The organism is Streptomyces sp. NPDC054872 (assembly GCF_053610705.1).
The window spans coordinates 442,427-461,909 of record NZ_JBSGYY010000002.1 but is presented as its reverse complement, the minus strand read 5'-3'; the positions used below and the strand labels follow the sequence as shown (position 1 = coordinate 461,909).

Sequence of the window (19,483 nt, the reverse complement as noted above, 5' to 3'; positions counted from 1 at the left end):
ATCGCCGGGCGCCCCCTTCACGTGGGTCCGAGACTTACGCGGACTTCTGCTCCCCCGCGCCCGGGCCCCGCGCGTCACGCGGCACCAGGGTCGGGTTCACGTTCGAGTGGACGACGTCCGCCGTGATGACGACACGGGCCACGTCCTTGCGGGACGGGACCTCGTACATCACCGACTGGAGGACTTCCTCCATGATGGCGCGCAGGCCACGCGCACCGGTCTGGCGCAGGATCGCCTGGTCGGCGATGGCTTCGAGCGCCTCACGCTCGAAGTCCAGCTCCACACCGTCGAGTTCGAAGAGGCGCTGGTACTGCTTCACCAGCGCGTTGCGCGGCTCGACGAGGATCTGGAGCAGGGCCTCGCGGTCCAGGTTGTGGACCGAGGTGATCACGGGGAGGCGGCCGATGAACTCCGGGATCATCCCGAACTTCACCAGGTCCTCCGGCATGATGTCCTCGAACCGGTCCTTCTCCTGAAGCTCGCGCTTGGAGTGGATCGTGGCGCCGAAGCCGATGCCCTTCGCGCCCGCCCGCGACTCGATGATCTTCTCGAGGCCGGCGAACGCGCCGCCCACGATGAAGAGCACGTTCGTCGTGTCGATCTGGATGAACTCCTGGTGCGGGTGCTTGCGGCCGCCCTGCGGCGGGACGGAAGCCGTGGTGCCTTCCAGGATCTTCAGCAGGGCCTGCTGGACGCCTTCTCCCGAGACATCGCGCGTGATCGAAGGGTTCTCGCTCTTGCGGGCGACCTTGTCGATCTCGTCGATGTAGATGATGCCCGTCTCGGCCTTCTTGACGTCGTAGTCAGCGGCCTGGATGAGCTTCAGGAGGATGTTCTCGACGTCCTCGCCGACATAGCCCGCCTCCGTGAGCGCCGTCGCGTCAGCGATGGCGAACGGGACGTTCAGCATGCGCGCGAGCGTCTGCGCGAGCAGCGTCTTGCCGGAACCGGTCGGGCCGAGCAACAGGATGTTGGACTTGGCGAGTTCGATCGCGTCGTCACGGCCCTGCGCGCCGCCGGTCTCACCGGCCTGGACCCGCTTGTAGTGGTTGTAGACCGCCACCGAGAGGGCTTTCTTCGCGGGCTCCTGGCCCACGACATACCCCTCGAGGAATTCGTAGATCTCGCGAGGCTTGGGGAGTTCCTCCCACCGCACCTCGCTCGTCTCCGCGAGCTCTTCCTCGATGATCTCGTTGCAGAGGTCGATGCACTCATCGCAGATGTACACACCGGGACCTGCGATGAGCTTCTTGACCTGCTTCTGACTCTTCCCGCAGAACGAGCACTTGAGCAGATCGCCGCCGTCACCGATGCGTGCCACGAGGTGCTTCCCCTTCGCCTGGGAGACGCCACGTTCAGCGACTCCTGGTGCCTCTATCTGACGGTACCTTGCCCGGCCCCCCGTTCGGGCCCCCCTCGGCACGGTTCACTTCTGAGTGGACCGTGCCGAGGAACGGCAGATGCTACAGCGCTGCGTCAGACGACCGAGGAGTTGTTCATCTTCCGGGTGGAGATGATCTGGTCGACCAGGCCGTACGCGAGCGCGTCCTCCGCAGTGAGGATCTTGTCGCGCTCGATGTCGTCGCGGATCTTCTCGATCGGCGTCGTGGAGTGCTTGGCCAGCATCTCCTCCAGCTGCGAGCGCATCCGGAGGATCTCGTTCGCGGCGATCTCCAGGTCGGAGACCTGACCGCGGCCCGTCTCGCTGTAGGGCTGGTGGATCAGGACGCGCGCGTTCGGGAGCGCCATGCGCTTGCCCGGCGTACCGGCCGCGAGGAGCACGGCGGCGGCGGACGCGGCCTGGCCCATGCAGACCGTCTGCACGTCGGGCTTCACGAACTGCATCGTGTCGTAGATGGCCGTGAGCGCCGTGAAGGAGCCGCCGGGGCTGTTGATGTAGATCGAGATGTCACGGTCGGGGTCCATCGACTCCAGGCACAGGAGCTGCGCCATGACGTCGTTGGCGGACGCGTCGTCGATCTGCACGCCGAGGAAGATCACGCGCTCCTCGAAGAGCTTCGCGTACGGGTCGTACTCACGCACGCCCTGCGAAGTGCGCTCGACGAAGCGCGGGATGACGTAGCGGGACTCGGCGCTCGGGCCGGTGTACTCGGCCTGGGCACCCTCGTAGAGGCCGCTGCCGGGGAAGTTCTTCATCTCTGTAGGTCTCCTGAGGAGCGTGGGCTCGGTCGGCTTCGGAAGGGCTGAGCGGTGAGGCTCAGGCTCCCGTACCGCCGCCACCCGGCATGCTGGCCGCGTTGGGCATGATGTCGTCGATGAGGCCGTACTCCTTGGCCTCCTGCGGGTCGAACCAGCGGTCGCGGTCCGAGTCGCGGGTGACCTGCTCCACGGTCTGACCCGTGTGGAACGCGGTGAGATCGGCCATCTTCTTCTTCGTGAGAAGGAGACGCTCGGCGTGGATCTTGATGTCCGACGCGGAGCCCGCGAGTCCCGCGGAGGGCTGGTGGATCAGGATCTCGGCGTTCGGCAGCGCGAAGCGCTTGCCGGGGGTGCCGGCGCTGAGCAGGAACTGGCCCATCGAGGCCGCCATGCCCATCGCGATCGTCACCACGTCGTTCTGGATGTACTGCATGGTGTCGTAGATCGCCATGCCGGCCGTGATGGATCCACCAGGGCTGTTGATGTAAAGGAAGATGTCCTTGTCCGGCTCTGCGGCAAGGAGCAGCAACTGCGCTGTGATCTTGTTGGCGATGTCGTCGTCCACGGCCTGGCCGAGGAAGATGATCCGCTCGCCGAGCAGCCGGTTGTAGACCTGGTCGCCGAGGCCACCACCGATGGAGGGGTCGCCGGCGGCGGAGGGCATCAGATTCGTCACGTATCCACCTGCTCGTCTTACGACGGCGCCGGGCCGTCTCACGTCTTCTTCTGAGGCTTGGGACCCCGCGTGCTCGCCGCTCCGGGGCGGCTTCGGGGACTCCCCTGCCCTCGTATTCATGGACCCTAACGCGCGGACCCCTCCGGGGAATCCCGCAGAGTGAGCTGTTCGCTGTGAGCGCAGGTAGCACACCGGCGGGGGCGCCCCGTAAGGGGCGCGGGGAACTGCGCGCTCAGCCCCCGCAGGGCCGCAGTCGCGTCTGCCGCCTCAGGCCCCTCGGCGGGTGCGGCTTGTACCTGGTTGCTCGCGCAGTTCCCCGCGCCCCTGAGGGCGCGACAGGCCCCCGGGATCGAGATCCCGGGGGCCTGTCATATGTGCGTCAGAGCGAAGCTCAGGCTTCGGTCTTCTCCTCGGCGGCGGCCTCGGTCGGCTCCTCGGAGGAGGCCTCGACGGTCTCAGCCGTCTCGTCCTCGTCGTCGAGGTCAACGACCTCGCCGTTCGTGTCCTTGACCGTCGCGGCCTCCACGACGACCGCGAGGGCCTTGCCGCGGGCGACCTCGCCGACCAGCATCGGGACCTGGCCGCCTTCGACGACGGCCTGGGCGAACTGGTCGGGGGACATGCCGGAGGACTGCGCGCGACGCATGAGGTGCTCGGTGAGCTCCTCCTGGTTCACGTTCAGCTTCTCCTTGTTGACGAGCTCGTCGAGGACGAACTGCGTCTTGATGCCCTTCTCGGCCTGCTCCTTGGTCTCGGCGTCGAACTCTTCCTCGGTCTTGCCCTGGATCTCCAGGTACTTCGCGAGGTCGAGGCCCATCTGGCCGAGCTGGTGGTTCACCAGGTTGTGCTTGCGGGTCTCGATCTCGTCCGCGAGGAGCTTCTCGGGGACGGGGACCTCGACCAGCTCGAGCAGCTTCTCCAGGACGCGCTCCTGGGCCTGCGTCGCCTGGTCGTACTGCTTCATGTTCTCGAGGCGCTTGCGGCTGTCCGCCTTGACCTCGTCGAGGGTGTCGAACTCCGACGCGAGCTGCGCGAAGTCGTCGTCGAGCGCGGGCAGCTCACGGGCGGCGACCTGGGTGACCTTGACGGTCACCTCGGACTCCTTGCCCGCGGCCGAGCCGCCCTTGAGCTCGGAGGTGAAGGTGGCCTCGCCACCGGCCTCCAGGCCCTTGACGGCCTCGTCGATGCCCTCGAGGAGCTCGCCGGAGCCGATCGTGTAGGAGACGCCGGACGCGACGCCGTCCTCCAGGACCTCGCCCTCGACCTTGGCCTCCAGGTCGATCGTCACGACGTCGCCTTCCTCGGCGGCACGCTCGACCGGCGAGGTGGACGCGAAGCGCTCACGGAGCTCCTCGACGGCCTTCTCGACGTCCTCGTCGCTGACCTCGACCGCGTCGACCTCGACCTCGATGCCGGAGTAGTCCGGGATCTCGATCGCGGGACGGATGTCGACCTCAGCGGTGAAGTTGAGGGTCTCGTTGTCCTTCAGCTCGGTGATGTCCACCTCGGGCTGGCCCAGGACGTTGAGCTCGGCCTCGTTCACGGCCTCGGTGTAGAACTTCGGGAGCGCGTCGTTGACGGCCTCTTCGAGGACGGCGCCGCGGCCGAACCGCTGGTCGATGACTCGGGCCGGGATCTTGCCCTTGCGGAAGCCCTTCACCGTGACCTGCTGGTTGATCTTCTTGTAGGCCGCGTCGAGGCTGTCCTTGAGCTCCTCGAAGGGCACCTCAACAGTGAGCCGAACCCGGGTCGGGTTCAGGGTCTCCACGGCGCTCTTCACGGTTCGGTCTCCTTGGGGCTGACTTCTTGGGATTGAGCCCGGCTCAGAGACACACGGGCACACAGCTTGCATAGTAACGGCAAGCGGGAGCCGACCCACAATGCGATCTTGTGAGGGAGATCTTGCTGGTCGGGGTGGCGGGATTTGAACCCACGGCCTTCCGCTCCCAAAGCGGACGCGCTACCAAGCTGCGCCACACCCCGTCGGTGCGACACGTAGGGTACATGCACCCAGGCAGTGCGGCGCCCGCTTAATCGCGAGTACGTACGGGGTGTGCGGGGAGGGCGTCCGACCCGCTACGATGCTTGCCGTGCCGCGGTCGCTGACCAGCAGTGTCCTCGATGTGCGGCGCGAGCTGTGCGGGTGTAGCTCAATGGTAGAGCCCTAGTCTTCCAAACTAGCTACGCGGGTTCGATTCCCGTCACCCGCTCTTGTGGCCTCAGGCCCGGTTCCCCGGAACCGGGCCTGAGGTCTTTTTCGTACGCGTTTCGTGCGCGCGTGCAGCGCGAGGCGCCCGCCCGGAGGCGGGCCGCGCGGCGCCGTCCTCGTGGATCACCCCGATCGCGTCAGAAGCTGATCGAGTTGATGGTCTCGGCCACCTCATTGAGGAAGCGGTTTATGGAGGGGGCCATTCCGGTTGAGGCGAGGAAGAACCCGAAGAGCACCGCGACGATCGCGGGCCCCGCTTTGATCGATCCACCGCGGATCAGCACGATGAGGATGATCGCCAACAGCAACACCACTGACAGCGAAATGGCCACACTGATCACACCCTAGGTCGGTCTCTCCCCGGCCCGGGGGGTACGACCCCGCACACCCCCGCCAGGACCATCGTGCCACCAACACGCCATCCGTATGCGGCCGGTGACACATCGTCGGCCAGGGCCACCCGCGCCCGACGCGGGGCCGGCGGCCGCGGATGCCCTTGGGGCACATGAACACCGCACCTCCGCACGGCAATTCGAAGGCCGCGCGCGGCCACTAATTCGGCTTGATCGTTTCCATCGCCACACAACTCGTTCGCCAGAAATTCGAATTGTTGCCGGACCCACACCACCGGCTTCACAAAGACCCAATCAATCGGACATTTCGCCAGAGTCGCCTGCGGGCGTTATGCGACGTTTAAGGGGGATGAGTGGTGACGTACTGGGCATACGACCCGATGTAACTAGGGATGACAGGAGGTGAATCTCCATGTCAACTCCGATGATTTTTGGGTACCCGGACTTCAATACCCCTGATCCGTCTGTGATTGAGAAGACAGCCGAGTTGGGGGTTTTACGAATACACACAAGCGACGCTAGGGTGCCTCAGATGTTCCACGCTGCCACCATCCCCGCAGGCGCAGTGCGGTCCAGGATCGTCCCACCGAGCTCATGGTGGGAGGGCCTGTGACGAACTCGGTCCAACCGCACGGCCGCCACCGGGCGCCGCTCCCCCCGGCACATGTGCCCGCGGACGGAGTACCCGGCCCCCGCGCCCCCCAGTCCACGATGGCCGCGACCGTTCCCCACGCCCCGGCCGGCACCACCGCTCGACCCGGTTCCTCGGGCCCCTCCGGTTCCACGGGCCACCCCGGCTCCACGGGTAGACCCGCGTCCACGGGTCAACCCGCCAAGCAGCGCGACGCGTTCTTCGACAACGCCAAGTACCTGGCGATCGTCCTGGTCGCGATGGCGCACGCCTGGGAGCCGCTGACGGACGGCAGCCGCGCCGCAGAGGCGCTGTACATGACCGTCTACACCTTCCACATGCCGGCGTTCATCCTCATCTCCGGCTACTTCTCGCGCAGCTTCGACATGCGGTCCGACCGGCTCAAGCGCCTGGTGACCGGCGTCGCCGTGCCGTACGTCCTCTTCGAGGTCGCGTACACCTTCTTCAAGCGCTACGCGGACGACGATCCGACGCAGCCGATCAGCTTGCTCGACCCCTGGTACCTCACCTGGTTCCTGGTCGCGCTCTTCGTCTGGCGTCTGACGACCCCGCTGTGGAAGCTGGTCCGCTGGCCGATTCCGCTCGCGCTCGCCATCGCCGCACTGGCCTCGGTCTCGCCCGACATCGGCGACGACCTGGACCTGCAGCGCGTGCTGCAGTTCCTGCCCTTCTTCGTGCTCGGCCTGTTCATGAAGCCCGAGTACTTCCAGCTGGTGCGGCGCCGCGAGGTACGGCTGCTCTCCGTCCCGATCTTCGCGAGCGCGCTCCTGCTCGCGTACTGGGCGGGACCGCGGATGACGTCGGCCTGGTTCTACCGCCGGGACAGCGCACAGGAGTTGGGTGCGCCGTGGTGGGCCGGCATCGTCATGACGCTGGCGCTCTTCGGCTGCTCCGCCATCCTGACCGCGTGCTTCTTCGCGTGGGTTCCGCGCCGCAAGATGTGGTTCACGATCCTCGGCGCAGGCACGCTGTACGGCTACCTGCTGCACGGCTTCCTGGCCAAGGGCTCGCGCTTCTGGGGCTGGTTCGACGACTACGCGTGGATGCACACGCCTGTCGGACAGGTGATCGTGTCGCTGATCGCCGCGTCGGTGGTGACGCTCCTCTGTACGCCTCCGGTGCAGCGGATGTTCCGCTTCGCCATGGAGCCGAAGATGGAGTGGGCGTTCAAGCGGGATGCCGCCGCCCTGGCCCGGGAGCGGGCCAAGGCTTCTTCCTAGCCCTGGGACTGGATGCCCAACAGGGCGCGCATGTTGGCGTACTTGGCCGTGAGGCGAGTGCGGGTCGGCCCGTCTAGCTCCGCTAGGCGGGCCGGATCCGCGTTGTGGGCCAGGTCCGCCTCCTTGACCAGGCGGGCGCCGGGGGTTTCGAGGATGCGGGTGGCGTAGGCCTCGGGGGGTTCGCCCGCCCTCTTGGTGAGGGCTCGCACGATGTCCTTCGTACGTGGGGTGAGAGGCGCGTCCCGCAGCCACTTCTCGGTGAGGGCGTTGTCCTCGATGGCGTCGTGGAGCCAGGCGGCGGCGATCTGTTCCGGCGTGCCGCCTCGGGTCCGGACTCCGTCCGCCACGGCTTGCAGGTGCTCTGTGTAGGGGCGGCCCGCTTTGTCTTTCTGGGTGGCGTGGGCCCGGCGGGCGATTGCCTCTACCTCGGGGACGGTCAGCAGGGGGCTGGGGTTCATGGGGAGATCTTCCCCAACCCCGCCCTTTCCCGGCTGTGACACTTGCGGCTCTGCCGCGGGCCGCTCTGGCGCGGGGGCCTTGGGTGCCGTCATCACCGGCTCCGCCGAGTTCGTCCTCAAACGCCGGACGGGCTCGAATCCCTCGCTCGCCGGAGGGGCTGGATCTTTCAGCCCCTCCGGCGTTTGAGGAGGCCCTCGCGCAGCGAGTTTCGGGAAGGGGCGGGGTGGGGGAAAATCAGACCCCCGTCTTCAGCGCCGCCCTCGCCGGCAGCGCCGTCGCCGCCAGGCCCAGGGCCAGGGTCGCTACCACGAACGAGCCGTAGACCAGCGGCGGAATGTAAGGGGACTCCCCCGTCAGGCCGTTCACCAGGGGGACCAGTGTCGCCATCGCGATCGCCGAGCCGATCACGATGCCCGCGCCGGCGACCAGGAGCGCCTCCCACCGCACCATCAGCATCACCTGGCGCCGGGTGGAGCCGATCAGGCGCAGCGTGCCGAGTTCGCGGCGGCGGTCGAGGACCGTCATCACCAGGGTGTTGACGGCGGCGATCGCCGCGAAGCCGCCGAGCACGGCGGCCATCACCGTGTTCGCCCAGGCGTTGACCGCCCGGTCCGTGGACTGCGCGGTGGCGTAGTCGTCGCGGTCCTGGAGGGTGCCGAGCGCCGCGAGGGCCTGCGGCGCCTTGCCCTTCGTCCAGATCTCCGAGGAGAACGACGAGGTCAGGTGGGGTTTCAAGTCGGCTGCGGGGAGGGTGACTTGAGACAGGCCGAGACCCCGGCCGTACGTGGCGACCACCTTGCGTGTCGCCTTCGTGCCGTCGGGCATGCGCAGGGCGATGCGCTCGCCCGTCCGCACGTTCGCGGAGTCCGCCAGCTTCGCGTCGACGGCGATCTCGCCCTTGCCGAGCGAGTTCATCGTGCCCGTCCTGACGCCCAGATCCTGGACCTCGGCCAGGTCACGGGGTGAGCCCGTGATGCCCTGCGTCGACGCCGACTCCAGCCAGCGGTCGGCGCCCGAGCCCACCGGCACCAGGACGGAGGTCTTGAGCAGGCCCACCGCTGACGTGACGCCCGGGGCCCGCCCCGCCTTCGAGACCCCGCCCTGCGTCGCCCCCGCTCCCGACGCGGAGACGATGTGGTCCGCCGTGATGCCCTCGCGCTGCTGGTCGGCCGCCACCCGGTCCTCGCTGGTGTGCATGAAGACGAGGGTCGACGAGAACGCCATGGCGAGGACGATCGGGGTGATCGCCGACGCCAGCCGGCGCGCGTTCGTACGGGAGTTGGCCGCGGCGAGCGAGGCGGACGCGCCGGCGCCGCGCAGCGGGAGTCCGAACAGGGCCGCGCAGGCGCGGGCGACCAGCGGGCCGAGCAGGGCCACGGCGAGCATGAACAGCATGACGATGCCGAGCGCCACGTTGGCCGCGTCGTCCCCCGTCATCGAGGAGGCGATCTTGGCGAGGACGCAGCCGCCGACGGCCGCCGCGATCCCCAGCGGCGTACGGATCCAGCCGAAGCGCAGGCGTTCCACGGAGGACTCGCTCAGGGCCTGGCCCGGCCTGATGCGGGAGGGGCGGCGGGCCGCCAGGTAGCCGGAGACCAGCGCGGTGAGCACGGCGACGCCGACGGCCGAGACGAGCGGGATGAACGAGACGGAGAGGTCCAGGGCCTCGGGGATCGCGCCCTTGTCCTTGAGCTGGCCGAACCACCACGCGGCCAGGGCGATTCCGGGCAGGACGCCGACCGCTCCCGCCAGCGGCGCCACGAGCAGGGACTCGGTGGCGATGGTGCGGCGGATCTGCCGGGGTGTGGTGCCGATGGCCCGCAGGAGCGCGTACTCGCGGGCTCGCTGGCCGACGGAGAGCGCCACGGTGCCTGCCGCGGTGAACATGGCGACCAGCGCCGCGATGCCGCCGAAGGAGCCGCCGAGACCGGTGAGCATCTCCTGTGCGTAGGCGAGTTCGGAGCCCTCGGCCTCGCTGCGGTCGTCGCCGGTGTGGACATCGGCCTTGCCACCGACGGCGTGTGCCACCTGGGCCTTGAGGGCGGCGTCCGTGACGCCTCGCTCGGGCAGGACGGCGACGGCGTCGACGCGGCCCGGGTGGCCGGAGAGGCGTACGGCGTCGGAGTCGGCGAACCAGGCCGTGGGGGCGCCCTGTTGATCTCGTACGGTGCCGGAGATCCGGAAGTCGCGCGGGCCGTCCGCCGTGGTGAGCGTGGCGTGCTCGCCGACGGCCGTGCCGGGCGCGGCGAGTACGACCTCGCCGGGGTGCGGGGCGCGGCCCGCGCTCAGCTTCTCGCCGGTGAAGGCTGTGGAGCCCCAGCCGTGCGCGGTGACCTCCTTGCCGCCGGACTGCACGGGGAAGGTGACGTCCGGGACGGCCGTGCGCGCTCCGGGCACCGAACCCGCCTTCGCCACCAGGGAGTTGTCGATCCGGGCCCGGTCGGGCAGGGGCGTGTTCGACTCGGAGCGGCTGTCACCGCTGCCCGCCACGAAGTGGGCGCGCTGGTCGGCGGCCACCACCACGGGGGCGCCCGCGTACCGGGTGGGCGGCACCGATGCGCGTACCCCGGTCTCCAGGAGGATGCCGCAGGCGGACACGATCAGCGCGGCCATCATCAGCGCGACGAACGTGCCCACGAAGGCGGCGGGTTTGAAGCGGACGGCGGCGCGGGCGAGGCCGTTGGGCATGGGGATTCTCCGGAGTCGTGAAAGGGGCGGGGACGCGGGGCTATGCCGCCGCTGTCGCGTACGCCGGTGCCGTGAGCGCCGTCATGCGGGCCGCGATCTGCGCCGCCGAAGCCCGTTCGACGCGGTCCACGACCGCGCCGTCGGCGAGGAAGAGGACCCGGTCGGCGTACGCCGCGGCGGCGGGGTCGTGGGTGACCATGACGACCGTGGCTCCCATGCCGTCGACGGCCGAGCGGAGCAGGGTGAGGATCTCGGCGGCCGTGGTGGTGTCCAGGGCGCCGGTCGGCTCGTCCGCGAAGATCACGTCCGGGTCCGTGACCAGGGCGCGGGCGATCGCGACGCGCTGCTGCTGGCCTCCGGAGAGCTCGCCGGGGCGGCGCTTGTGCTTGTCGGCGCCGAGGCCCACGCGACGGAGCAGGTCGGCGGCCCTGCGCCGGTCGGGGCGGTGGCCCGCGAGGCGCATCGGCAGGAGGACGTTCTGCTCGACGGTCAGCGAGGGCAGCAGGTTGAAGGCCTGGAAGACGAAGCCGAGGCGGGTGCGGCGCAGCGCGGTCAGCTTGTTCTCGCTCATCGAGGTGATCTCCGTGCCGCCCAGGCGGACGGTTCCCTCGCTGGGCCGGTCGAGTCCGGCCGCGCACTGCAGAAAGGTGGACTTGCCGGAGCCCGAGGGGCCCATGACGGCGGTGAAGCTGCCGCGTTCCAGGGCGAGGTCGATGCCGCTGAGGGCGTGTACGGCGCCGGAACCCCTGCCGTACCTGCGTCGTACGCCGTGCAGTTCCACTGCCCATTCGGTGCCGCGGGGGGCCTCGCCCGGCATCGGGGGCAGCACTCCCCCGGCCGTTTCCCCGGCACCTTCGGATCGCTTCTTGCGCCGCAGCCCCATGGCCCTCTCCGCCTTCCGTAGGTGATGCCTCGAACGTACGGATCCGGGGGTTCTGTGGACCATGAGGTTCCCCGGCGAATCGGGGGTGGGGGTATCCCCCGCAGGGAGCGGACGTTTGCCCTTTCCGGGCGCCGCCGAGGTCGTTTGGTAAGCTAACTATTGACGCTTCCTTGACGCCCCCTTTGCCATTCGTGTGCGGTGGGTGCGTCGCCGATCACCAGGAGGAACGGGCCCATCGGACACGCAGACACCCTGATAGCCATGGGCGGCGCCTTTCTCGCCGCCGCGGTGCTGGCCCGCGTGGGCGGCCGCATCGGACTCCCCACCATTCCGCTCTTCATCCTGGCCGGGATCCTCCTCGGCCCGCACACTCCCGGCGTGGTCCTGCTCTCGGACCCCCACGACCTGGAGATGCTCTCGGCGCTCGGCCTGGTGCTTCTGCTCTTCTACCTGGGCCTCGAGTTCCACATGGACGACCTCAAGACGGGCGGCCGCAAGATGGCCCTCGCCGGAGGGACGTACCTCGCGCTGAACGTCGGCGCGGGCCTCGGCTTCGGATTCGCCCTCGGCTGGGGGACCTCCGAGGCTCTGGTCCTCGCCGGGGTGCTCGGCATCTCGTCGTCCGCGATCGTCACCAAGGTGCTCGTCGACACCGGACGGCTCGGCAATCCGGAGACGAAGCCGATCCTCGGCATCATCGTCGTCGAGGACATCTTCGTCGCGCTCTACCTGGCGGCGCTGCAGCCCGTCCTGTCCGGCGCCGACAGCCTCGCGGCGGCCGTCATGGACGGCGGCAAGGCGTTCGGCTTCCTGCTGCTGCTCGCCCTCGTGGCGCGCTTCGGCACGAAGGTCGTCGGGCGGCTCATGGACACCCGGGACGACGAACTGCTCGTCATCTCCTTCCTCGGGGCCGCGGTCTTCGTCGCCGGGGTCTCGGAGTGGTTCGGGGTCGCGGACGCGATCGGCGCGTTCATGGTCGGCCTGATGGTGGGCAGCACGGCTTCCGGCGAGCGCGTCCGCAAGCTGGTGCACCCGCTGCGGGACGCGTTCGGGGCGATCTTCTTCTTCGGCTTCGGCCTCTCCATCGACCCGGGCGACCTGCCCACGGTGCTCTGGCCGGTGCTCGCCGCCGTGGCCGTGACGCTGCTGATGAACGTCCTCGCGGGACTCGGCGCGGCGCGCATCTACGGCTTCGGGGCGGGGCCCGCGGCGAACATCTCCACCACGCTGCTCGCGCGCGGCGAGTTTGCCCTGATCCTGGCGACCATGGCGGCCACCGCGGGCCTCGACGACCGGCTCTCGCCGTTCATCGCGGGGTACGTGCTGCTGCTCGCGGTGCTCGGGCCGCTGGCCGCGGGACGCTCGAAGTGGCTGGCGCGGATCCTGCCGGGCGGGCGCGATGTCGTACGCGAACCGGAACCCGAGCTGTCAGGCGCCCGCTGACGGCTCCCGGCAGATCAGCAGCAGCGCCCGGTCGTCGTTGACGTCCTTCGCGACCGCCTCGATCAGATGCCACGCGGCACCGTGGAAGCCGCCCGCCACATAGCGGTCGGCTTCCCCGGTGAGGCGGTCGATGCCCTCGCTGATGTCCCGGTCGGAGGTCTCGACGAGACCGTCCGTGAAGAGCATCAGGACGTCGCCCGGGCGCAGGGAGCCCTTCACCGGGTCGAACTGCGCCCCGTCGTACACGCCCAGGAGCGGTCCCTCGGCGGCCTTCTGCTCCCAGCGGCCGCTGCCCGCGCTGAGCTGGAGGCCCGGCGGGTGGCCCGCCGTGAAGAGTTCGTAGTCGCCGCTCTCCAGGTCGAGGACCAGGTGGATGGAGGTCGCGAAGCCCTCGTCCCAGTCCTGGCGCAGGAGGTAGCCGTTGGCCGCGGTCAGGAACGCGTGCGGCGGGAGCGAGCCGAGCAGGCCGCCGAAGGCGCCCGAAAGAAGCAGGGCACGGGAGCCCGCGTCCATGCCCTTGCCGGAGACATCCGTGAGGACGACCTCCAGGGTGCGGCCGCCGTTCGTGCGGGCCGCGACCACGAAGTCCCCGGAGAAGGACTGGCCGCCCGCGGGCCGCAGGGCCATCTCGCGGTGCCAGCCGCGAGGCAGCTTCGGCAACTTGCTCTGTACGCGGATGCGTTCACGCAGGTCGAAGAGCATCGTTCCGCCGCCGCGCCACGGCACGCCGACCCGGCTGCGGAACTGCGCGATGATCAGCCCGAAGAAGCCGCAGGCCGCGACGACGAGGACCACTCCGGGCGTGACCCGCGAGCCCCCTTCGGTGTACGGGCCGAGCTGGACGGACTCCACGATGAGCGCGGCGGCCGCCGTCGCGTACAGGGCGAGCAGGCTGGAGGGCCTCAGGAGCAGGCCGCCGGCCACGATGGGCAGGACGAGCGCGGCGGGCGCGCACCAGACGGGGTTGACCAGGGTGCAGAAGGTGATCACCGGGATGGTGACGAGCAGGCCCGCGAGCGCGATCCAGTCCGAGCCGTCGCCCCGGAAGTAGTCGACCCCGGATTTGCGCAGCCCTATGCGAGCCCGGTGGATCCGCTTCTTCATCCGGGCTGTAAACGTCTCGGCTTCCGCTCGACTGCCGTCCATTGCTCCCGGACCCTATCCACCGGGCCAGGCACTTCGCACGGGAGGTGCCGGTTGTCCCCCGTCAGGGGCATGCTGTCAGGCCGCGTAAATCCTGTCGCTCCGCCCGCTTCGCCCTGGTAGGCATGGCATATGACGACGGAAATGCGGGAGTTGCGGCAGGAAGACTGGGACGAGTACTACGGCACCCTGGAGCTCGCCTTCGGTGGCGTCGCCGAAGCCAGGGAAGAGCATGAGCTCTGGAACGCCCTGACCGAGTTCGACCGTTTCTTCGGCACCTGGGAGGGCGAGAGCTGCGTCGGCACGACGGGCGCGTTCAGCTTCCGCCTCTCCGTGCCGGGCGGTGCCCTGGTGGAGGCGGCCGGAGTGACGATGGTCAGCGTCGCGGCGACGCACCGGCGGCGGGGCATCCTGACGTCGATGATGCGGCGCCAGCTCGACGACGTACGGGCGAAGGGCGAGTGCCTGGCGGTGCTCACGGCCTCCGAGCCCGTCATCTACGGACGGTTCGGGTACGGCGCGGCGACGTTCGCGACGAAGGCCGAGATCGACACCTCACGCGTACGCCTGACGGTGCCGGCCGGTACGGATGACGTACGCCTTCGGTACGCCAAGCCCGCCGACGTCCACGAGGCGTGCGAGGCGCTGTACGCGCGACGGGTGACCGAGCGGCCGGGGATGCTGGCCAGGCAGCCCGGCTGGGACCGGCTCGGGCTGCTCGACCCGGAGAGCGAGCGGCAGGGCTCGTCACCGCTGCAGTGCGTGGTCGCCAAGCGCGACGGGGAGCTCGTCGGGTACGCACGCTTCCACGTGAAGCCCGAGTGGGACGCGGCGGGCCCCAACGGCACGGTCCGGCTGCGCGACCTGGAGGCCGAGGACCCCGCCGCGTACGCGGCGCTGTGGCGGTTCCTCTTCGGCATCGACCTGACGTCGACGATCGACGTGCACAACCGCCCGACGGACGACGCGGTGTTCCAGCTCGTCTCGGACGTGCGGCGCTGCCGGATGCAGGTGAAGGACTCGCTCCACGTGCGCCTGGTGGAGGTGGGGGCCGCCCTCGCGGCACGCACCTACCGGACGCCGGTGAACCTGGTCCTCGACGTGGAGGACGCCTTCTGCCCCTGGAACGCGGGCCGTTGGCGGCTCAGCGGCGATCTGAAAGACGCGACCTGCGAGCGCACGGACGACGACGCCGATCTCGCCCTGTCCGTACGGGACTTGGGCTCCGCCTATCTCGGCGGCGTGTCCCTGGCGTCACTCGCGGCAGCGGGCCGCGTACGGGAACTGCGGCCGGGCGCACTGGCGGAGGCCACGACGGCCTTCGGCTCGGACACCGCGCCGTGGCTGCCGCACGGCTTCTAGCCGGGGGCTTTCGGCCGGGGCTTCAGCCGCGCCGTGGGTCTCAGCCGTCCTTGCGGCGGGACCTGCGGGGCCGCTGGCACTTGGGGCACCAGAAGAGGTTGCGGGCGGCGAGATCGGCGGTGCGGATCTCGCCGCCACAGATGTGGCAGGGCATGGTGGCCCTGCGGTACACGTACACCTCGCCGCCGTGGTCGTCCACGCGCGGCGCGCGGCCCATCGCCTCCGGCGTGTGCTCGGGCCTGACGGTGTCGATGCGGTTGAGGCGCACGCCCTCGCGCATCAGGGCGACGAGGTCCTCCCACATCGCCGTCCACAGGGCGGGGCGGATCTCCTTGCCCGGGGTGTACGGGTCGATGCCGTGCCGGAAGAGGACCTCGGCGCGGTAGACGTTGCCGACGCCCGCGATGACCTTCTGGTCCATGAGGAGCGCGGCGATGGTGGTGCGGCTGCGCGAGATGCGGGCGTAGGCCTTGTCCGGGTCGTCCTGCGGGCGCAGCGGGTCGGGGCCGAGGCGCTCGTGTATCGCCTGCTTCTCCTCGTCCGTGATGAGGGCGCAGGTCGTGGGGCCGCGGAGGTCCGAGTAGTACGTGTCGTTCAGGAGACGCAGGCGAAGGGTGTCCGTGGGCGGCGGTGCGGGGGTCTCACCGACGGCGTACTTGCCGAAGAGGCCGAGGTGGACGTGGATCCAGCCGGTGTCGGCGAAGCCGAGGAAGAGGTGCTTGCCGTGGGCCTCTGCGGTGTCCATCTCCTGGCCGTCGAGCAGGGCCGCGCTGTCGGAGAACTTGCCCTGGGGGCTGGTGACGCGGAGGGAGCCCCGGCCCTCGAAGCGGGCGCGGTGGTCGTCCGCGAGGCGGTGAATGGTGTGCCCCTCCGGCACGGGTCCCTCCGGGGGTGGGTACGGGCAAATCGCCTTGAGGGCTCGTCCTCAAACGCCGGACGGGCTGAAAATCCAGCCCCTCCGGCGTTTGAGGAGCGGGGTCCGGGGCGGAGCCCCGGGGCCTCGCTACTGCTGCGGGTGGCCGGCCGGGATCGGGGGCAACTCGCCCGTGGTCTCGTAGGCCGACAGCATGTCGATCCGCCGAGTGTGACGGGCCTCACCCGAGTACGGCGTCGACAGGAAGATCTCGACGAACTTCGTCGCCTCCTCCTGCGTGTGCATCCGGCCGCCGATCGACACCACGTTCGCGTCGTTGTGCTCGCGGCCGAGCGCGGCCGTCTGCTCGCTCCAGGCGAGGGCGGCCCGCACCCCCTTCACCTTGTTCGCGGCGATCTGCTCCCCGTTGCCGGAGCCCCCGATCACGATGCCGAGCGACTGGGGGTCCGCCGCCGTCTTCTCCGCGGCGCGGAGGCAGAAGGGGGGGTAGTCGTCCTGGGCGTCATAGATGTGGGGCCCGCAGTCGACGGGCTCGTGGCCGTGGCTCTTGAGCCACTCGACCAGGTGGTTCTTCAGTTCGTAGCCGGCATGATCCGAGCCGAGGTACACGCGCATGCGTCTGAGTGTGGCACGTCGCGGGGCGGGTAGCGGCGTCCGGGGGCCGGACCGCGGCCACCCTGGTCTGGGCCTTTGACCCACAAGGTCTGAGCCATCGGGCCGGAATACAACGATCCGGAGTCGGGACTTCCGTCACGTTCACCCCTGAGTTTGAATGCGGGGGCTCGTGACCCGAGAACTTAAGGATTCGTCCATGACCTCGCAACCCTCCCTTGCGAAGGCAGACCGCAACCCCATCGAACCTGGGGATTCGCAGTCTGGAGACACCGGTGACGGCCTGCAGGCCGGGCTGAAGAACCGCCACCTCTCCATGATCGCCATCGGTGGCGTCATCGGAGCCGGCCTCTTCGTCGGCTCCAGCTCCGGCATCGCCGCAGCCGGGCCCGCCATCCTCGTGTCGTACGCCCTCGTCGGCACGATGGTCGTCCTGGTGATGCGGATGCTCGGCGAGATGGCCGCCGCACGGCCCACCTCCGGCTCCTTCTCCACCTACGCGGACCAGGCGCTCGGCCGCTGGGCCGGTTTCTCCATCGGCTGGCTCTACTGGTTCTTCTGGGTCGTGGTGCTCGCCGTGGAGGCCACCGCCGGTGCCGTCATCCTCAACGGGTGGATACCGGACGTCCCGCAGTGGGGCTGGGCGCTCATCGTGATGGTGGTGCTCACCGCGACGAACCTCGTCTCGGTCGGCTCCTACGGTGAGTTCGAGTTCTGGTTCGCCGGGATCAAGGTCGTCGCCATCGGCGGCTTCGTCATCATCGGTCTGCTCGCCGTCTTCGGCGTGCTGCCCGGCTCCGACAACCCCGGCGCCGGCTTCGCGCACCTCACCGACGCGGGCGGCTTCATGCCGCAGGGCGCGGGCGCCATCCTCACCGGCGTGCTCATGGTCGTCTTCTCGTTCATGGGCTCCGAGATCGTCACGCTGGCCGCCGGTGAGTCCGAGGACCCGCAGCGCGCCGTCACCAAGGCCACCAACAGCGTCATCTGGCGTATCGGTGTCTTCTACCTGGGCTCGATCTTCGTCGTCATCACGCTCCTGCCGTGGAACGACAAGTCGATCGTCAAGGACGGTTCGTACGTCGCCGCGCTGAACTCGATCGGCATCCCGCACGCCGGTCAGGTCATGAACGTCATCGTCCTGACGGCCGTGCTCTCCTGCCTCAACTCCGGCCTCTACACCGCTTCCCGCATGGCCTTCTCGCTCGGCCGGCGGGGTGACGCGCCCAAGGCCTTCGCGCGCACCAACAAGCGCGGTGTGCCGCAGGCCGCGATCCTCGGGTCCGTCGTGTTCGGCTTCGTCGCCGTCTGGTTCAACTACCAGTGGAAGGACACCGTCTTCGACTTCCTGCTGAACTCCTCGGGCGCGGTGGCCCTGTTCGTCTGGCTGATGATCGCGTTCACGCAGCTGCGGATGCGCGGGATCATCTTGCGCGAGCAGCCGGAGAAGCTCGTCGTGAAGATGTGGCTCTTCCCGTACCTGACCTGGGTCACGATCGCGATGATCTCGTTCGTGCTCGTCTACATGCTGACCGACGAGACCGGGCGCAAGCAGGTGCTGCTCTCGCTGCTCGCCGCGGCGTTCGTGGTGGCGTTCTCCCTCATCCGGGAGAAGGTGCGGCCCCGCGCCGAGGTCGAGACCGACACGGCCGACACCGCCGGCACAAGCGTCGACGCCTAGCCGGTGCCGTCCGGCGGTGGCGCGGTCGACGTACCCGCCACCGTCGGTACGGGCGTGCTCGGGCCCGGCGAGCCGCCGCCGCCCGGATCGCGCGCCGTGAAGAACATGACGGCCGCCACTGCGGCCGCGACCAGCAGCACCACGGCGGTCAGCACGTGCGGCCGCCAGTCGGGCCGGGTGCGGTCGCCCGGCAGACGCGGCGATGGCGCGGGTGCCGCGAGCACCGCCCGCAGGGCCGCCTCCGTCTCGTCGAGGCCCGGCCTGCGCGCCGGCTCCTTGGCCAGCAGTGCCGTCAGGAGGGGGCGTAACCCGCTTGCTTCCGGCGGCAGTTCGGGCGCCTCGTGCAGGACCGCGACCAGTGTGTTCAGGGCCGAGGCGCGGACGAACGGTGAGCTGCCGCGCAGCGCCGTGCAGAGCGTCGCGCCCAGGGACCAGAGGTCCGACGGCGGCCCCTGCTCGGCGCCGGAGATCCGCTCGGGCGCCATGTACTCGGGCGAGCCCACCAGCAGGCCCGTCTGCGTGAGACGGCCGGTGTCCTGGAGCGCCGCGATGCCGAAGTCGGTGAGGACGACCCGGTCGGCTGGTCCCCCGGCCCCGAGCAGGATGTTCTCCGGCTTGATGTCGCGGTGCACGACGCCCGCCGCGTGCACCTTCCGCAGCGCCGCCACCAGGGCCAGGCCCAGGCGCGCCGCCGCGTGCTCGTCCAGGGGCCCCTCCTCGTCGACGTACCGTGCGAGCGAGCGCGCGTCGACCAGTTCCATGACGATCCAGAGGCGGCCGTCCTCCTCCGCGACGTCATGGACGCGTACGACACCGGGGTGGTCGATCCGCGCGATGGCCCGCGCCTCGCGCAGCGCGCGTTCCCTGCGGACCCGGGCGCCCTCCGCGTCGGGGCCCTCGAAGGTTTCGTCGACCCGCATCTCCTTCACCGCCACCCGGCGGTCGAGGAGCTCGTCGGACGCCCGCCACACGCGGCCCATGCCGCCCTGGCCGATGACGTCGAGCAGGCGATAGCGGCCCGCCACCACGCGAAGCTCCGGCATGGGCGTCCACCCCCAAGTCCCCTTT

At 69.6% G+C, this 19,483-nt stretch carries 16 protein-coding genes and 2 tRNA genes; 5 read left to right on the top strand and 13 right to left on the bottom strand.

The annotated features are described in order from the left end of the window. Window positions 1–34 precede the first annotated feature (34 nt). From clpX to ACWGIH_RS04160, 5 genes are all read right to left on the bottom strand, one after another. On the bottom strand, window positions 35–1,321 hold the full coding sequence (gene clpX, locus ACWGIH_RS04180) for an ATP-dependent Clp protease ATP-binding subunit ClpX (protein WP_160505024.1): 1,287 nt from the start codon (window positions 1,319–1,321) through the stop codon (window positions 35–37). 155 nt (window positions 1,322–1,476) lie between these two features. Then, entirely contained in the window at window positions 1,477–2,157 is a 681-nt protein-coding gene (locus ACWGIH_RS04175; RefSeq protein ID WP_363211198.1) for an ATP-dependent Clp protease proteolytic subunit, read from the bottom strand. A gap of 61 nt (window positions 2,158–2,218) precedes the next feature. Continuing rightward, window positions 2,219–2,824: an ATP-dependent Clp protease proteolytic subunit gene (locus tag ACWGIH_RS04170; RefSeq protein ID WP_202122057.1), complete on the bottom strand. Its 606-nt coding sequence runs from the start codon at window positions 2,822–2,824 to the stop codon at window positions 2,219–2,221. A gap of 403 nt (window positions 2,825–3,227) precedes the next feature. Then, the gene (gene tig, locus ACWGIH_RS04165) at window positions 3,228–4,616 is read right to left on the bottom strand and encodes a trigger factor (protein ID WP_453452528.1); all 1,389 of its coding nucleotides are present in this window, start codon (window positions 4,614–4,616) and stop codon (window positions 3,228–3,230) included. A gap of 126 nt (window positions 4,617–4,742) precedes the next feature. Further along, window positions 4,743–4,819, bottom strand: a tRNA-Pro gene (locus ACWGIH_RS04160). 156 nt (window positions 4,820–4,975) lie between these two features. Between ACWGIH_RS04160 and ACWGIH_RS04155 the strand changes: the two genes are divergently transcribed. Then, a tRNA-Gly gene (locus ACWGIH_RS04155) sits at window positions 4,976–5,046 on the top strand. A 136-nt stretch (window positions 5,047–5,182) separates the two neighbouring features. Here ACWGIH_RS04155 and ACWGIH_RS04150 read toward each other — a convergent pair. Then, window positions 5,183–5,377 (bottom strand): hypothetical protein, encoded by a 195-nt coding sequence (locus ACWGIH_RS04150; protein ID WP_160505028.1) that lies wholly within the window; start codon window positions 5,375–5,377, stop codon window positions 5,183–5,185. A gap of 630 nt (window positions 5,378–6,007) precedes the next feature. Between ACWGIH_RS04150 and ACWGIH_RS04145 the strand changes: the two genes are divergently transcribed. Continuing rightward, entirely contained in the window at window positions 6,008–7,270 is a 1,263-nt protein-coding gene (locus ACWGIH_RS04145; RefSeq protein WP_453452530.1) for an acyltransferase family protein, read from the top strand. On the opposite strand, the gene ACWGIH_RS04140 is transcribed toward ACWGIH_RS04145, so the two are convergent. The 3 genes from ACWGIH_RS04140 to ACWGIH_RS04130 all read right to left on the bottom strand — a co-directional run bounded on the left by ACWGIH_RS04140 (window position 7,267) and on the right by ACWGIH_RS04130 (window position 11,234). After that, window positions 7,267–7,728 carry an HD domain-containing protein gene (locus tag ACWGIH_RS04140; RefSeq protein WP_453452531.1) on the bottom strand — a complete coding sequence of 154 codons (462 nt, stop codon included), beginning with the start codon at window positions 7,726–7,728 and terminating at the stop codon, window positions 7,267–7,269. The genes ACWGIH_RS04145 and ACWGIH_RS04140 overlap by 4 nt on opposite strands. A 235-nt stretch (window positions 7,729–7,963) precedes the next feature. Then, complete coding sequence (locus tag ACWGIH_RS04135; RefSeq protein ID WP_453452533.1) at window positions 7,964–10,417, bottom strand: FtsX-like permease family protein; 2,454 nt, start codon at window positions 10,415–10,417, stop codon at window positions 7,964–7,966. 40 nt (window positions 10,418–10,457) lie between these two features. Further along, window positions 10,458–11,234, bottom strand: a complete 777-nt coding sequence (locus tag ACWGIH_RS04130; protein ID WP_453452542.1) for an ABC transporter ATP-binding protein — start codon at window positions 11,232–11,234, stop codon at window positions 10,458–10,460. A gap of 327 nt (window positions 11,235–11,561) precedes the next feature. Between ACWGIH_RS04130 and ACWGIH_RS04125 the strand changes: the two genes are divergently transcribed. Then, window positions 11,562–12,743 (top strand): cation:proton antiporter, encoded by a 1,182-nt coding sequence (locus ACWGIH_RS04125; protein ID WP_453452535.1) that lies wholly within the window; start codon window positions 11,562–11,564, stop codon window positions 12,741–12,743. On the opposite strand, the gene ACWGIH_RS04120 is transcribed toward ACWGIH_RS04125, so the two are convergent. Continuing rightward, window positions 12,729–13,889, bottom strand: a complete 1,161-nt coding sequence (locus ACWGIH_RS04120; RefSeq protein WP_453452537.1) for a PP2C family protein-serine/threonine phosphatase — start codon at window positions 13,887–13,889, stop codon at window positions 12,729–12,731. The two genes, ACWGIH_RS04125 and ACWGIH_RS04120, sit on opposite strands and share 15 nt — an antisense overlap. A 129-nt stretch (window positions 13,890–14,018) precedes the next feature. On the opposite strand from ACWGIH_RS04120, the gene ACWGIH_RS04115 reads away from it, so the two are divergent. Further along, window positions 14,019–15,248: a GNAT family N-acetyltransferase gene (locus ACWGIH_RS04115; protein ID WP_453452538.1), complete on the top strand. Its 1,230-nt coding sequence runs from the start codon at window positions 14,019–14,021 to the stop codon at window positions 15,246–15,248. A gap of 40 nt (window positions 15,249–15,288) precedes the next feature. On the opposite strand, the gene ACWGIH_RS04110 is transcribed toward ACWGIH_RS04115, so the two are convergent. Both ACWGIH_RS04110 and ACWGIH_RS04105 read right to left on the bottom strand, forming a co-directional pair. Then, on the bottom strand, window positions 15,289–16,125 hold the full coding sequence (locus ACWGIH_RS04110) for an Fpg/Nei family DNA glycosylase (RefSeq protein WP_453452540.1): 837 nt from the start codon (window positions 16,123–16,125) through the stop codon (window positions 15,289–15,291). Window positions 16,126–16,251: 126 nt separating this feature from the next. After that, a complete protein-coding gene (locus ACWGIH_RS04105) occupies window positions 16,252–16,737 on the bottom strand; it encodes a ribose-5-phosphate isomerase (protein WP_453452323.1) in 486 nt (161 codons plus the stop codon). 196 nt (window positions 16,738–16,933) lie between these two features. Between ACWGIH_RS04105 and ACWGIH_RS04100 the strand changes: the two genes are divergently transcribed. Continuing rightward, window positions 16,934–18,415 (top strand): amino acid permease, encoded by a 1,482-nt coding sequence (locus tag ACWGIH_RS04100; RefSeq protein ID WP_453452324.1) that lies wholly within the window; start codon window positions 16,934–16,936, stop codon window positions 18,413–18,415. On the opposite strand, the gene ACWGIH_RS04095 is transcribed toward ACWGIH_RS04100, so the two are convergent. After that, on the bottom strand, window positions 18,412–19,458 hold the full coding sequence (locus ACWGIH_RS04095; RefSeq protein WP_453452325.1) for a serine/threonine-protein kinase: 1,047 nt from the start codon (window positions 19,456–19,458) through the stop codon (window positions 18,412–18,414). The two genes, ACWGIH_RS04100 and ACWGIH_RS04095, sit on opposite strands and share 4 nt — an antisense overlap. Window positions 19,459–19,483 lie beyond the last annotated feature (25 nt).